This window comes from Sphingosinicella ginsenosidimutans, assembly GCF_007995055.1.
In the GTDB taxonomy this organism is placed as follows: domain Bacteria; phylum Pseudomonadota; class Alphaproteobacteria; order Sphingomonadales; family Sphingomonadaceae; genus Allosphingosinicella; species Allosphingosinicella ginsenosidimutans.
Genome location: NZ_VOQQ01000001.1, coordinates 2927467 through 2940491 on the forward strand (window position 1 = coordinate 2927467; position 13025 = coordinate 2940491).

Here is a 13025-nt window from a genome sequence, read left to right on the forward strand (position 1 = left end):
GACGAAGGGGTCCGCCTCCCCGTCTTTTCCATAACTGATTGATAATATTCGCTTTTGTGGATCTGGCACGGCTTCTGCTGATGGGATTGGCATCGGGCAAGTCCGCCCACCACGCCAGGGAGTTCCACCAATGTCGGCCAGCCAGTCCAACCTCTTCACCCGCGAAGACACCATGCTCGGCGTCTGCCAGGCGATCGGCGAAGATTTCGGGTTCAGCGGCAACTGGCTGCGCGTCGGTTTCGCCGTCGCCCTGTTCTTCAGCCCGGTCGGCGCCATCGCCGCCTATCTGGGCCTTGGCGTCGTCGTGCTCGCCTCGCGGCTGATCGCGCCGGCTCCGCGTCGGGCCGTGACCGCGGCGGAGGCGCCGGCCGCCTCGCCGGCCGCCGAGGCCGCCGAGGTCGGTGAGGAGCTGGCGATCGCGGCCTGAACCGCGCGCCGGTCAGCCTTCGCCGCCGATCCAGGCGAAGAGGCGCTTCAAGGGGATCAGGCTGTTGAACTCGACGCCGGCCTCCCCCGCCCTCGACCAGCGCACCGTGCCTGGGACGGGGTCGAGGCCGGCGATCGCGACGACCACCGCGGCTCCCTCTTCGGGCGGCATCTGCATGGCCGGCAGGGAAAGTTTGACGCCGCCTTGCGAAAGATTGACCGTCTCCCCGCGAAGCACGCGCACGCCGCAGCGGACCGTTGCGAAACGGCGGATCTCGATCCGGGGCAGGCGCGAACGCTGTCCCTCGGCGGCGGCGGTCGCGGTCGACAGGACATCGGCAACATCGACCGGACGGTCGAACCTCAAGCCGATCTCGTCATCCTCGGCCCAGATCACCTCGCCGGCGACGCTCTGGCCGCTCTTGAGCTCGATCTCGGCATGGGTGCCGACCGGCACGTCGCCATAGACGCGCGCGCGAAGGCCGCCGCACGAAATGTTGCGCACGAGGCAGAGCTCCCGCCCGCGCTCGGTCTTCATCGTCCCGACGCGCATGGTGGTCGTGTAGCGCTCGTCATGGCGGCGCTCAGGCGCGGGCACCATGTCTGAAAAGCTGTAGGTCGGTTCGTCCAGTGCCGCCTCGGCCATGATCCATTCCCCTCGGGCCACGGCCTGACCTCGTGCCAGATTAAGACGCGGCCCCGAATGAAATCTAGATCGGTTCGGTCATTCAAAGATTATCGCTCAACATGCGGATATTGCGGGGATTGTTATTGCATCTACGAAATGACGGCGGCGTCTTGGCGCGAAGCCGCGATCTGCTTGCATGACTTCGCCGGACGATCGCGTTCCCCTGGCGAAGGGGAATTGCGTCGACGCCCGCTCTGCGCTATGGGCCGCGCCTTCCACGCGACATGCCTGGAAAGCATTGCGGGAGGCGCGCCTCGCGGGGCCGCCGTCTGGACCGCTCGACTTGAACCTTGGACGGGCATGCCCCTGCGGCGCGCCCGGCCGAACTAGAGAGTGACACATGGCGAAGAAGATCACGGGCTATATCAAGCTCCAGGTGCCTGCGGGCGCCGCCAATCCGTCGCCGCCGATCGGCCCTGCCCTGGGCCAGCGCGGCGTCAACATCATGGAGTTCTGCAAGGCGTTCAACGCCGCGACGAACGACATGGAAAAGGGGATGCCGATCCCCACCATCATCACCGTCTATGCCGATCGCAGCTTCTCGTTCGAGACGAAGACGCCGCCGGCCAGCTTCCTCATCAAGAAGGCGGCGAACATCAAGTCGGGCTCCAAGGAGCCGGGCAAGGCGAGCGCCGGGCGGATCAAGCGCTCGCAGCTCCAGCAGATCGCCGAGACCAAGATGAAGGATCTCAACGCCAACGATATCGAGGCGGCGACGAAGATCATTGAAGGCAGCGCCCGCGCGATGGGCCTCGACGTGGTGGAGGGCTGACGAGATGGCGAAGCTGACCAAGAAGGCGAAGAAGCTCGCCGAGCTCGACACGCAGAAGCTCTATGGCGTCGACGAGGCGATCGCGACCGCCAAGGCCAATGCGACCGCCAAGTTCGACGAGACGATCGAGATCGCGCTGAACCTCGGCGTCGATCCGCGCCATGCCGACCAGATGGTCCGCGGCGTCGTGACGCTCCCGGCCGGCACCGGCAAGACGGTGCGGGTCGCTGTCTTTGCGAAGGGCGACAAGGCCGATGAGGCGAAGGCCGCCGGTGCGGACATCGTCGGCGCCGAAGACCTGATGGAGACCATCCAGGGCGGCACGATCGATTTCGACCGCGTCATCGCGACGCCGGACATGATGGGCGTCGTCGGCCGGCTCGGCAAGGTGCTCGGCCCCAAGGGGCTGATGCCGAACCCGAAGCTCGGCACCGTCACCCCGAACGTCGCCGAGGCGGTGAAGGCCGCGAAGGGCGGCCAGGTCGAGTTCCGCGTCGAAAAGGCCGGGATCATCCATTCCGGCATCGGCAAGGCGAGCTTCTCCGAGGCCGATCTTCGCAAGAATTTCGACGCCTTCGTCGATGCGATCGTCAAGGCGAAGCCGACCGGCGCCAAGGGCAAATATGTCCAGAAGGTCGCGCTTTCCTCCACCATGGGGCCGGGCCTCAAGGTCGACGTGGCCGAGGTCGCCAGCGCCTGAGGCGACGCTCAATCGACATGAAAAAAGGCCGGGGCGGCAACGCTCCGGCCTTTTTTTCATCTCCGCCGGGTCGCGACGGTCAGAAGAACAATTTTCGCACGGTGAAGCGGATCTCGCGGCCGACCGGGTCGAGATAATCCGGCTGGAAGCTGAGCGGCGTATTGCCGTTGGCGTCGCGCACCCGCTGGTGCCCGTCGAACAGATTGTTGACCGACAGCGACAACCTGAGGCCCCGCGCCCAGCTGCGCGTGCCGAGGCTGCCGATCTGGCTCATGTCGACGAACAGCCGCAGGTTCGCGGTCGCGAGATCGGAGAAGCGCAGATCCCCATTGGGATTGCCGGGGCCGGCATTCACGGTCGTTCCGCTCTGCCAATCCAGGCTGAGCCGCGCCCCGTAGGCACCCTTCGAATAACCGGCCTGCGCCTGGATCTGGTGCCGCGGCTGGCCGCCGGAGCTGCCCAGTGCATCGCCGTTCAGCAGGTCGAGCATCGGCAAGCCGGGCCGGATCAGGATGTCGTTGCGGAAAATCCAGCTGTGATAGACCGCGAACTGCAGCCGGCCCGCGCCGATCCCCTCGCGGCCGCCGAAACCACCGCCACGCCCCCCGAAACCACCGCCCCGGCCTCCAAAACCCCCGCCGCGCCCCGCAAAACCACCACCGCGCGCGCCGCCGGGCTGCGTTTCCTGTCCCGGCGCCGCACTGTCGCCGCCTGACGACGCAGCCGGCCCGGTGCCGGGGGCCGGCGCCGCCGCCGCCTCCCCGCCGGCCCGGCGTTCCGGCCCACCCGGCCGGCCTCGCGACCGGCCGGCAAAGGCGGAGCGGAAGGTCTGGATGAGCCGAGCCCGCTCGGCCGCCGAGGCGCGCAGCGGTACGGAAATGTTGAAGCCCCAGCGCAGCTGGTCGCGCCGCTCGCGCGCGAAGTTGACCGGTCGGTTGTCGATCTCGGCGAGCTCGCCGTCGTCGCCGCGGATGAAGCGGTCCGGGAAGGCCGCCTCGATCGCCGCGGTCGCCGCCGGCAGGTTCGCGATCGCATTGTCGGTGCGGGTGCGGACATAGTTGGCGGTGAAATTGAGCCGCGGGCGATCGAGGATGCTGGCGTTGAGGCCGAGCTTGAAGACATTCCGGCGATCGGCGGAAAGGCCCGGATTGCCGCCATCGAGCCGGGTCACGAAGACCGTCCGGCCGGTCGTGAAGTCGAAGACCGGCACCTGCGGCGTCAGCACCTGCGGATTGCCGAGCTGCTGGACGGACGGCGCCCCCTCCTCCCGGCTCATCGACCAGAGCAAAGTCACCCGGCTGACAGGCTTCCAGGTGAGGCCGTAGCCGAGATCGGTCACCGTGCCGAAATCGGAAATCCGGTCCGCCGAGAAATTGAAGTTGGCCGATAGATCGCCGATCGCCTCCAGAAAATGGCGGCGGCGGCTGGTGAGCGGCACGTCGACGCTGACCTGGGCGCTTGCGTCGTTGCGCGACAGATCGGCCGAACGGACGACACCCGCGCGGATCGAGCTGGTAGCGAAGCCGAGTGTCGACGCGCCAAGCTTGACCGTGGTCGAAAGCGCGCCCGCCGGCAGCTCGGCCAGATTGCCGTTGGTGATGAGCTGGACGTTCCCGGTGTCGGAAACGGACCGGGCCCGATCGATCAGCAGCGGCCCGAGGAAGCCCGCGCGCAAGGGGCCGAACGGATCGACGCCCGGATCGCCGGCGTCGAGCGCATCCTGGAATCCCGATAGATCGATGCCGCGCACTGTCCGGGTCCGGCTGACGACGTGATCGTAATTGCCGGTGAGCGTCCAATGCCAGCGCGCGATATCCCCCTGGAACGTCGCGGCGGCATGGGCGGTCTGGGTTCCCACATTCTGGGTGAGCAGCAGGCCCTCGACATAGCGGTCGAGCGCCACATCGGTGGCGAAGGGAGAGAAGGGATTGCCGGCGGGGAGGACCAGAGCCGCCTCGGGCACGCCGTTCAGCGACTGGTTGCCGGTCGATTCGAAGCTCGCGTTGAACGTCGCCGAGATGTGCCGGGACAGCGGCCGGGACCAGACCGCATTGAGCTGGAGCTGATCGCCGAGCGGGCGCAGCGTGCGGAAGCGTGAGAGATCGCTGGTGTTGGCGAGATTGGCGGTGCCGACGAAATCGGCGAGCGAAGGATCGGGGCCGGGCACGCCCGCGATCGTCACCGTCTCGCCGGCAAGCAGGCTCAGTGCCGGATCGATCTCGCTGTCCGGACCCCCGATCCCGGTGACGTTGCCACGGAAGTCGTACGGCAGGTCAGGCGACGTCGGCTCGATGTCCCGCTGGCTTTCACGCAACGGCGCGCTGCGCTGATATTGCACGGAAAGATTGAGCCGGTTGTCCCCGCGAATGTGCACGAGGGTCGCTTCCCCCTGGCCGCTTTCGCCGCCGCCCTCGGTCGATGTCCCCGCGCGGGCCTCTAGCGTCACCGCGCGGAAGCGGCGACGAAGCACGATGTTCACCACCTTCTGGGTCGCGGAATAGCCGTAACGAAGAGCGACCTCCTCCGGCAGGATGTCGACGCGCAGGATCGCCTCGGTCGGGACGTCGCGGAGTTCGCGCAGGCCGGAAATCCGGTGGCCGTTCAAGAGCACCACCGGCTGCTCCCCGCCCCGTCCCTGGCCGCTGCCGATCTCCGGCGCGAGCTCGGCGAGCAGATCCGTGACCGTGCTGACCCCGTAGGATCGGATGTCGGCGGGACCGAGCTGGAGCTCGGGCGGAATATCACCGATCACCGCGCCGGGGAGACGGCGCACCGCGCCGGTGACGACGATCTCCTGATCGGCCTCGTCGTCGCCTTCTTCGCCGGCGGGAGGGTTGACGCCCGGCTCGCGCGAAGGCGGCGGCTGGCTCTGCGCGGCGAGCGCGGCCGGCGCGGCGCCAAGGAGCAGCGCGGCCATCAATGAAATACGCACAACCATCGGATCTCGCCTCACCAGTCCCGCTGCAATTGCATGGCGAGTGTCCCGAAACTACGTCCGGCATCGCGACACTTGGTCGCAAATTGTATCAGACGATGTATCCGCTTGCCGGACCTGGGATCGGAGACGTGCGATCCTGCGCCGCTTCAGGCCTCCGCGGGCGAGCGCACGTCGCGCGCCTGGTCCATCAGGATGCGGAGTTGCCGCCGGATCAGGCTGCCTGAAAGATGGTGCTGCACGTCGAGATGCCCCTCGCGGATCAGCAAGGCGCGGAGCGCCGGCATGGACCGTGCCTGACCGGTGCGCGCCAGCTCGAACGCCCTCTCGATCGTACCCTGTTCCGAACCGCGCATGGCGGTGGTTTGCACCGGCTGGAGGTCATGGCGCATTAACATGGTTAAGCGTCAGAAGACGCGGCGATCGAGGTAGAGGAAAGCGCGGTTGAACTCGGCGACCTGCTCCAGTGCCTCCCGGTCCTGGATCGTCACCCGATGACCGCGGAAATCGACCAGGCCGCGCTCGCGCAAGACCTTGAGCGTGCGATTGACGTGGACGTTGGTGAGGCCGAGGCATTCGGCGAGCTCGGTCTGGGTCAACGGCAGATCGTAGCCGTCCGGCTCAGCCATGCCGACCACTTCGAGCCGCGCCTGCAGCTCGCAAAACAGGTGCGCGGTCCGGCTGAGCGCATCGCGGCGGCCGAGCGACAGCTCCCATTCGCGGTGGAGCGCCGCATCGACATTGGTGGAGAACCACAGGAGCCGGGTCAGGTGCGGCAACGTCTCCGTGATCTTCGTCAGGCGATCATGCGGGACGATGCCGACCTTGCACGGGCTCAAGGTCATGATCGAATGGTCGAGGCGCTTCAGTGAAAAGCTGTGCAGGTCGACGAAATCACCGGGGACATGGATCGCGGCGATCTGCCGCTCGCCGCCCGACAGATCCTTGTAGCGACACACCAGCCCCTCGATCAGCAGGGTCGAGAAGTTCAGCAGCTCGCCCTCGCGAACGAACGTCTTGTCCGCCGGGTAATCGCGCACCTCGGCGATGCCTTCGCGCAGGGCCGTCTCCTCGACGGGGCTCAGTGAATCGCGCGCGCGGAGCTTGAGAAGGAGCTTTTCGATCACGACCCCGCCCCCTCGTTGCCCAGAGTGAGGTCGAACGCGTCCCGGAAAGCGACGGTGGCGACGAGCGCATCGGCGCCATCGGTGATGTCGACATGGCCGGCCAGATCGATCCGCCCCGTCTTGGCCTCTTCGGCAATGATGGCGCGGATGCCTTCCAGCGCCTTTTCGCGCGCGGCCGCGAGATCGGCGAGCTCCATTCCCTCCTCGTCGAGGACATGGCCGATGCGGTTGTAGACGTGCAGGTGGTAGCGCGGCATCATCGGGCTCCGGCGTTGGACGTCCTCAAGCAACGGCGCGACGTCCGCACGGTTCCCACAGGCGCGGTCGCACGGGAATTGACTTTCGCGTGGCGATCTGTAGATGCGCCGCTTCGCATGGCGGGTCCGCCCGCTTTGCGTTCCGTCCGAGACCGCTGGTGGGCTTGCCCTTAATCTCCAGCCTAGACGGGGAAGAGATTTGTACCGCTGGCCGGCGTGCGATGCCGAGGCGGGTTTGCCGGAGCTTTCCGGCTGCAACCCCTCCCCTTCGGACTCGTGACGCGCGGGATTTCCCGCGCGCCGCAAAAATGCGTCCGCCGGATGGTCCGGCGGGCGAGTGTGAAGGAAGTAGCTATGGATCGCGCTCAAAAGCAGGAAGCGGTCGCGGCGCTCAAGCAGACGTTCTCCGAGGCCAACGTGGTGGTCGTCACCCGTAACCTCGGGCTGTCGGTGGCCCAGTCCACCCAGCTTCGGATCAAGATGCGCGAGACCGGGGCCGCCTACAAGGTCGCGAAGAACCGGCTCGCCCTCATCGCCCTGGAGGGCACGCGCTACCAGCCGCTCGGCGAGATGCTGAACGGCCCGACCGCGCTTGCCACCTCGTCCGATCCCGTCGCCGCGGCCAAGGCCGTGGTGGATTTCGCCAAGACGAACGACAAGCTCGAGATCGTCGGCGGCGCGATGGGCGACACCCTCCTCGACGTGAACGGCGTGAAGGCGCTCGCCGAGCTGCCGAGCCTCGATGAACTGCGCGCAAAGCTCATCGGCCTTATCCAGGCCCCGGGCACCAAGATCGCGCAGGTCGTCAACGCTCCGGCCGCGAAGCTGGCCCGCGTGTTCGGCGCTTATGCCGCCAAGGACGCCGCCTGACCTATCCTCGTTTGAACTGAACCCTTTGGGGCCGACGCGCCCCGCACATGGAGACTTAAAATGGCAGACATCAATGCACTCGTCGATCAGCTCTCCGAGCTGACCGTTCTCGAAGCCGCCGACCTTGCGAAGGCGCTCGAGGAGAAGTGGGGCGTTTCGGCCGCCGCGGCTGTCGCGGTTGCCGGCCCGGCCGCCGGCGGCGCCGGTGGCGCGGCTCCGGCTGCTGAGGAGAAGACCGAGTTCGACGTCATCCTCACCGGCGACGGCGGCAAGAAGATCAACGTGATCAAGGAAGTGCGCGCGATCACCAACCTCGGCCTCGGCGAAGCCAAGGCCCTGGTTGAAGGCGCGCCGAAGCCGATCAAGGAAGGCGTCTCCAAGGCCGAGGCCGAAGAGATCAAGAAGAAGATCGAGGAAGCCGGCGGCACCGTCGAGCTCAAGTAATCCGCTGCGCCCGAAGGGGCGCACGGAAGCTGGCCCCGGCCTGGCCGGGGACGGAAATGCGGAAGGGCGGTCTTTCGGGGCCGCCCTTTCTCGTTGGGGCCTTGACCGCCGCGCCGCGCGGCCGTTAAGGAAACCTCCATCGGATCGCGCTAAGGCGCTTTTCGTGCATCAAGAGTGGGCTTTCGGGCCCACGCCAACCTGCCCTCCCGGGCAAGGTGGCGGTTCCCCAGGCGGGGGACGATGCGGCCGGACCGGCAATCATACGGGGTCCTTCGGCAGCACCGTCCCTCGCGAAACGAGACGAAGGACGCGTTCATGTTGCCAGCCGCCCAGACACTCGATCTTCCTGTCCCGAAACCAGGCCGCACATGGCGCATCGCGCTCGCCGGCTATGGCGTCGTCGGCCAGGCGCTCGCCCGCCGGCTCGAGCGCGAGCCAGGTTTCGAGATCGCGGCGATCCTGGTGCGCGATCCCGCCCGCGAGCGCTCGGTGGCGCCCCCCTGCCCCGTGTCCAGCGATCGCGCGGCCTTCCTCGCCACCGATGCGGACATCCTTGTCGACGTTCTCTCCTGCGATTCGACGGGCGAAGGCTTGAGCATCGAATGGCTCGCCACGGGGCGCCACGTCGTCAGCGCGAGCAAGCGCGTCGTTGCGCGTTCGCACGCGCGGCTCGCCGCGCTCGTCGCCGAATCGGGTGGGACTCTTCGTTACGCCGCCGCGGTCGGCGGGGCCGCGCCGGTGCTCGAAACCGTCGCCTCCGCGCGCGCCGCGGGCGGGATCGTTGAAGTGACGGCGGTGCTCAACGGCACCGTCAATTTCGTCCTCGACCGCCTGGCTCAGGGCTCGGATTTCGAGACCGCCCTCGCGGAGGCACGCGCGGCCGGATTCGCCGAAGAGGATTCGTCGAGCGATCTGGAGGGCCATGATGCGGCCGCGAAGTTGAAGCTGGTCGCCGCCGAGGCCTTCGGGGACGATCCGGCAACCGTCGCGGTCCGGACGGAAGCGCTGGATCCGGAGTTCGCCGCTAGGATCAAGGGGACCCGCTGGATCCAGGTGTCGCGGCTCAGCCGCGATGGCGCGGAGGTTGCGCTGCGCCCGGCCGCGAACGCCGGCATCCCTGCCCTTCCCGGCGAGTGGAACGCCGCCCGCGTGACCACGCGCGACGGTCAGGTGTTCCAGTGCGCCGGACGGGGTGCCGGGGGCGCCCCGACCGCGGAGGCGATCATCGGCGATCTGTGTCGAGTGCGGGATGCGGCCCGATGCTGATGACCCGCGCCGAACAGGCGGCGATCGACATCGATGTCCCGATCCCGCCGCATCTCGCCCATCTCGGCACGAGCACGCGCGCCCGCATCGCAGGCAATCGCGCCGGGCCGCTGATCGTCGCGCTCGGCGGCATTTCCGCGGACCGCTTCGTCGCCGCGGGCCGCTATCGCTCGATGGGCTGGTGGCCAGGGTTGGTCGGGCCCGGGCTCGCAGTCGATCCCGAACGGCATCTTGTGCTGGGCCTCGATTTCGCCGCGGATGAAAGCGGCCGGATCGCGCCGACCACCCACGACCAAGCCGAAATCCTCGCCGCAGCGATCGAGGCGGCGGGCGTTGGCGCGCCGACGAGCATCATCGGCGCCTCTTATGGCGGGATGATCGCGCTGGCGCTGGCCGAGGCACGGCCCGAGCTGGTCGACAGGCTGGTGATCATCTCCGCCCCAGCCGCGCCGCATCCGGCGGCGACCGCCATTCGCGAGATCCAGCGGCGGATCGTCGCGCTCGGCCTCGAAACAGGCCGAGGCGCCGAGGCGCAGTCGATCGCGCGCGGGCTCGCGATGACCACCTACCGCACCCATGAGGAATTCGCCGAACGCTTCGCAGGCGGCATTCCCGCCGCCGATCCGCTCAGCATCTCCGCGCCGGGGGCCTATCTGCGCGCGCGCGGCGACGCCTATGGCGAGGTGATGTCTCCACAGCGTTTCCTGAGCCTGTCGGGGTCGATCGACCGGCATCGCGTCGATCCCTCCGCCATCGCCGCGCGGACGCTCGTTCTCGGCGCTTCGAGCGACCGGCTTGTGCCGCCGGAACAAAGCCGCGAGCTTGCGGCGGCTCTTCCCGATGCCGAGCTCCACATTCTCGATTGCCTGTGGGGCCATGACATGTTCCTCAAGGATGCAGCGCGGCTCGGCGCGCTCATCGGGCCGTTTCTGGAGGCTGAATGACCGACAAGCGCGATCCGGCCACGATCCTCTCCAGCGCCCGGCCCGACGCCGATCCGGCGCTCGGCGGCCTGACCCCGCCGCTCTGGGCCTCCGACACGTTCCGCTGGCCGAGCGCGGAGGACAAACCCGCTTATGATTATGGCCGGACGGTCAATCCCAATCGCGACATGCTGGTGGACGTGCTCGCCGAACTGGAGGGCGCGGCCGGCGGCGCGCTGACGGCGAGCGGACAGGCTGCGGCGCTGCTCGCGCTGCTGCTCGTGCCGGCGAGCGCGCATGTCGTCGCGCCGCACGATTGTTATGGCGGGACCTATCGGCTGATCCGCGGGCTGGAAGATCAGGGCCGACTTTCAGCCACGTTCGTGGACATGACCGATCTCGACGCGGTGGCGGCGGCGCTCGCGCGCGAGACGGCCCTGGTGTGGATCGAAACGCCGAGCAACCCGCTGATGCGGATCACCGACATCGCCGCGGTCGCGGCGCTTGCGAAGCCCGCCGGCGCGCTCGTCATCGCCGACAACACGCTGCCGACGCCGCTGCGCCAGACCCCGCTGGCGCTCGGCTGCGATCTTGTCCTCCACTCGACCACCAAGGCGATCAACGGTCATAGCGACCTGTTCGGGGGCGCGTTGCTCGCCAAGGACGCCGCACTGGTCGAGCAGCTGCACTGGTGGGCGAACGCCGCCGGGCTCAATGCCGGGGCGCGCGATGCGTGGGAGACGCTTCGCGGGGCGCGCACGCTTGCGCTCCGGATCGATCGGCAGGAGGCCAACGCGTCCGCCATCGCCCGATGGCTGGCGGCGCGGCCGGAGGTCGAGATCGTCCATTATCCCGGCCTTGCCGATCATCCCCACCACGCGCTTGCGGCGCGGCAGCAAGGCGGACCGGGGTTCATGCTGAGCTTCCGCGTGAAGGGATCGGCCGCGCGCTTCCTTGACGCGCTCGCGCTCATCACCCTCGCCTCCTCGCTCGGCGGCCATTCGAGCCTCATCTGCACGCCCGCGACAATGACTCATCGCGGCATGCCCCCCGAAGCTCAGGCGGAAGCGGGGATCGCGCCGGACCTGTTGCGGCTTTCGGTCGGCATCGAGGCGGCGGACGACCTCATCGCTGATCTCGCCAGGGGCCTCGCCGCGATCTGAACGAAAAGGGCGACGCCCCGACGGACGCCGCCCTCTCCTCGCAACCGGCGCGTTCTTACACGCGCTCGGGTTCGCCATGCAGTTCCGCGCCCACCGATTCGAGCAGGCCCGACGCCCGATCGGCCGGGAACGGATGCAAACCTTCCTCGTCGGCGCGGCCGATCGCAAAGGACGCGGCGGTCCGGCCTTCGCGCCCATCCGGCAGCCGGTAACGCGCCTCTGCGGCAACGATCGGGAGCACAGAGTCCCCGAGCCCCGCCTTGGGGATCGCGATCTCGGCCTCGATCTTCGTTCCGTCGCCGGCGGGAATATCGAGCTCGGAAACCCGGGCGTCGGCCGGCGCAGTGATCAGCGAGCGCTCCATGTCCGTCGCATCGCCGGCCATCATCCAGGTCGAGATGCGCACGTCGCGGGCCGGGACCGAGCCGGTATTGCCGACCGTGAGCTCGAACTGGACGATCGCATCCTCGCGGCTCGTACCGGCGCGGATCGGGCGGAGCAGCAGCTCGATCCACGGACGGCCTTCGGTCGGCGCCGAGGTCGCGGCAAGCGCCTCGATATCGGCGGCGTCCGGCGCGGCGAGCGATACATTGGCCCGATCCGGAACGGCCTCGGCAGCGACCGGCCGGGGCGAAACGACCGGGACCGGCTCGGCCGCGATCACCGGATCGGCGACAAAGGGCGCGGGATCAGCCGCGACATCGGCGGCCGGCGCCTCGTAATAAGGCTCGTCGTACGCCGCCTCGTCCACGCGCCGGCGCCGGAAGACGAAGAGCCCGAGGATGGCGAGCGCGGCGAGCGCGATCAGGCCGTACCAGAGCGGATTGATGCGCTGGGCGGACGTCTGCGTCGCGGGGGCCGCCGGTTCCTCGACCGGGAGCGGGGCCGGCTCGGCGGCGGGCGGCGGCGCAGCGACCGGCGCCTCTGCCGCTGGCGGTGGGGCTTCAACCGGCGCGGCGTCCGCGACCGGCGGCGGCGCGGCCCGAACCGGGGCGCGGGCCGGAGCCGCCGCGCGCGCCGGCGCGCTGCGGACTCGCGGGGCGGTCCTTGCGACGCGCGCGGGCGGCGACTCCGCCTCTGCCGGTGGCAGGGCGACCTGGAGCCGAGGGGTCACGGCCGGCCTGGGGGCCGGACTCGCCTGCACCGGCGCCGGCGTCACATTGACGACCGGCGGCCCGGGCGGCGCGCTCGTGACCGGCGACGGCGGCGCCACCTCGACGGGCGGCGGTGCCGCAACGCTGCTTTGCGCGAATACTGGCGCGTTGAAACAAGCGACGGACGCGAACAGCGCGAGGGTCGCGGGGCGAAGCATGGTGCGTTTCTGTTTCATATCGAGCCGACAACGAATTTCGCTGGCCGGAGGGCTCGCCTCGCCACGCGATCTGCGTTGGACAGTGCCACGCCAACGTCGAAGCGATCAGGTGGGCGATGACGACATGTGTGACGTTCGTCGC

14 protein-coding genes and 1 riboswitch are annotated in these 13025 nt (G+C 68.6%); of the genes, 8 read left to right on the forward strand and 6 right to left on the reverse strand.

What is annotated here, in order from left to right; translation table 11 throughout:
- Positions 1 to 130 precede the first annotated feature (130 nt).
- Positions 131 to 427, forward strand: a complete 297-nt coding sequence (locus tag FRZ32_RS14615) for a PspC domain-containing protein (protein ID WP_147044188.1) — start codon at positions 131 to 133, stop codon at positions 425 to 427.
- Between the two features lie 12 nt (positions 428 to 439).
- Here FRZ32_RS14615 and FRZ32_RS14620 read toward each other — a convergent pair whose 3' ends face one another.
- Positions 440 to 1072, reverse strand: coding sequence for a PilZ domain-containing protein (locus FRZ32_RS14620; protein ID WP_147044189.1), 633 nt, complete (start codon positions 1070 to 1072; stop codon positions 440 to 442).
- A 382-nt stretch (positions 1073 to 1454) separates the two neighbouring features.
- Between FRZ32_RS14620 and rplK the strand changes: the two genes are divergently transcribed.
- Both rplK and rplA read left to right on the forward strand, forming a co-directional pair.
- Entirely contained in the window at positions 1455 to 1886 is a 432-nt protein-coding gene (gene rplK, locus FRZ32_RS14625) for a 50S ribosomal protein L11 (protein ID WP_147044190.1), read from the forward strand.
- 4 nt (positions 1887 to 1890) lie between these two features.
- Positions 1891 to 2586, forward strand: a complete 696-nt coding sequence (gene rplA, locus FRZ32_RS14630) for a 50S ribosomal protein L1 (RefSeq protein WP_147044191.1) — start codon at positions 1891 to 1893, stop codon at positions 2584 to 2586.
- A gap of 79 nt (positions 2587 to 2665) precedes the next feature.
- On the opposite strand, the gene FRZ32_RS14635 is transcribed toward rplA, so the two are convergent.
- The 4 genes from FRZ32_RS14635 to FRZ32_RS14650 all read right to left on the reverse strand — a co-directional run bounded on the left by FRZ32_RS14635 (position 2666) and on the right by FRZ32_RS14650 (position 6905).
- Positions 2666 to 5503, reverse strand: coding sequence for a TonB-dependent receptor (locus tag FRZ32_RS14635; protein ID WP_243445317.1), 2838 nt, complete (start codon positions 5501 to 5503; stop codon positions 2666 to 2668).
- Positions 5504 to 5670: 167 nt separating this feature from the next.
- Positions 5671 to 5919: a hypothetical protein gene (locus FRZ32_RS14640; protein WP_158635953.1), complete on the reverse strand. Its 249-nt coding sequence runs from the start codon at positions 5917 to 5919 to the stop codon at positions 5671 to 5673.
- A 9-nt stretch (positions 5920 to 5928) separates the two neighbouring features.
- Positions 5929 to 6648 (reverse strand): Crp/Fnr family transcriptional regulator, encoded by a 720-nt coding sequence (locus tag FRZ32_RS14645; protein WP_147044194.1) that lies wholly within the window; start codon positions 6646 to 6648, stop codon positions 5929 to 5931.
- The gene (locus FRZ32_RS14650) at positions 6645 to 6905 is read right to left on the reverse strand and encodes a DUF6894 family protein (RefSeq protein ID WP_147044195.1); all 261 of its coding nucleotides are present in this window, start codon (positions 6903 to 6905) and stop codon (positions 6645 to 6647) included. Before FRZ32_RS14650 ends, FRZ32_RS14645 begins: the two co-directional genes overlap by 4 nt.
- A gap of 354 nt (positions 6906 to 7259) precedes the next feature.
- On the opposite strand from FRZ32_RS14650, the gene rplJ reads away from it, so the two are divergent.
- The 5 genes from rplJ to FRZ32_RS14675 all read left to right on the forward strand — a co-directional run bounded on the left by rplJ (position 7260) and on the right by FRZ32_RS14675 (position 11571).
- Complete coding sequence (rplJ, locus tag FRZ32_RS14655; RefSeq protein ID WP_147044196.1) at positions 7260 to 7775, forward strand: 50S ribosomal protein L10; 516 nt, start codon at positions 7260 to 7262, stop codon at positions 7773 to 7775.
- 60 nt (positions 7776 to 7835) lie between these two features.
- Entirely contained in the window at positions 7836 to 8219 is a 384-nt protein-coding gene (gene rplL / locus FRZ32_RS14660; protein WP_147044197.1) for a 50S ribosomal protein L7/L12, read from the forward strand.
- A gap of 160 nt (positions 8220 to 8379) precedes the next feature.
- A riboswitch (SAM-I-IV-variant riboswitch) is annotated at positions 8380 to 8491 on the forward strand.
- A gap of 43 nt (positions 8492 to 8534) precedes the next feature.
- Positions 8535 to 9485 (forward strand): hypothetical protein, encoded by a 951-nt coding sequence (locus tag FRZ32_RS14665; protein ID WP_158635954.1) that lies wholly within the window; start codon positions 8535 to 8537, stop codon positions 9483 to 9485.
- Entirely contained in the window at positions 9479 to 10429 is a 951-nt protein-coding gene (locus FRZ32_RS14670) for an alpha/beta fold hydrolase (protein WP_147044199.1), read from the forward strand. The genes FRZ32_RS14665 and FRZ32_RS14670 overlap by 7 nt, the downstream gene beginning before the upstream one ends.
- On the forward strand, positions 10426 to 11571 hold the full coding sequence (locus FRZ32_RS14675; protein ID WP_147044200.1) for a trans-sulfuration enzyme family protein: 1146 nt from the start codon (positions 10426 to 10428) through the stop codon (positions 11569 to 11571). The genes FRZ32_RS14670 and FRZ32_RS14675 overlap by 4 nt, the downstream gene beginning before the upstream one ends.
- A 55-nt stretch (positions 11572 to 11626) precedes the next feature.
- On the opposite strand, the gene FRZ32_RS14680 is transcribed toward FRZ32_RS14675, so the two are convergent.
- The gene (locus FRZ32_RS14680; RefSeq protein ID WP_158635955.1) at positions 11627 to 12901 is read right to left on the reverse strand and encodes a hypothetical protein; all 1275 of its coding nucleotides are present in this window, start codon (positions 12899 to 12901) and stop codon (positions 11627 to 11629) included.
- Positions 12902 to 13025 lie beyond the last annotated feature (124 nt).

Coding starts and splice junctions, on each gene's coding strand:
- FRZ32_RS14615 (WP_147044188.1), top strand. CDS start 131: ATGTCGGCCAGCCAGTCCAACCTCTTCACCCGCGAAGACACCATGCTC.
- FRZ32_RS14620 (WP_147044189.1), bottom strand. CDS start 1,072: ATGGCCGAGGCGGCACTGGACGAACCGACCTACAGCTTTTCAGACATG.
- rplK (WP_147044190.1), top strand. CDS start 1,455: ATGGCGAAGAAGATCACGGGCTATATCAAGCTCCAGGTGCCTGCGGGC.
- rplA (WP_147044191.1), top strand. CDS start 1,891: ATGGCGAAGCTGACCAAGAAGGCGAAGAAGCTCGCCGAGCTCGACACG.
- FRZ32_RS14635 (WP_243445317.1), bottom strand. CDS start 5,503: ATGGCCGCGCTGCTCCTTGGCGCCGCGCCGGCCGCGCTCGCCGCGCAG.
- FRZ32_RS14640 (WP_158635953.1), bottom strand. CDS start 5,919: ATGTTAATGCGCCATGACCTCCAGCCGGTGCAAACCACCGCCATGCGC.
- FRZ32_RS14650 (WP_147044195.1), bottom strand. CDS start 6,905: ATGCCGCGCTACCACCTGCACGTCTACAACCGCATCGGCCATGTCCTC.
- rplJ (WP_147044196.1), top strand. CDS start 7,260: ATGGATCGCGCTCAAAAGCAGGAAGCGGTCGCGGCGCTCAAGCAGACG.
- rplL (WP_147044197.1), top strand. CDS start 7,836: ATGGCAGACATCAATGCACTCGTCGATCAGCTCTCCGAGCTGACCGTT.
- FRZ32_RS14665 (WP_158635954.1), top strand. CDS start 8,535: ATGTTGCCAGCCGCCCAGACACTCGATCTTCCTGTCCCGAAACCAGGC.
- FRZ32_RS14670 (WP_147044199.1), top strand. CDS start 9,479: ATGCTGATGACCCGCGCCGAACAGGCGGCGATCGACATCGATGTCCCG.
- FRZ32_RS14675 (WP_147044200.1), top strand. CDS start 10,426: ATGACCGACAAGCGCGATCCGGCCACGATCCTCTCCAGCGCCCGGCCC.
- FRZ32_RS14680 (WP_158635955.1), bottom strand. CDS start 12,901: ATGAAACAGAAACGCACCATGCTTCGCCCCGCGACCCTCGCGCTGTTC.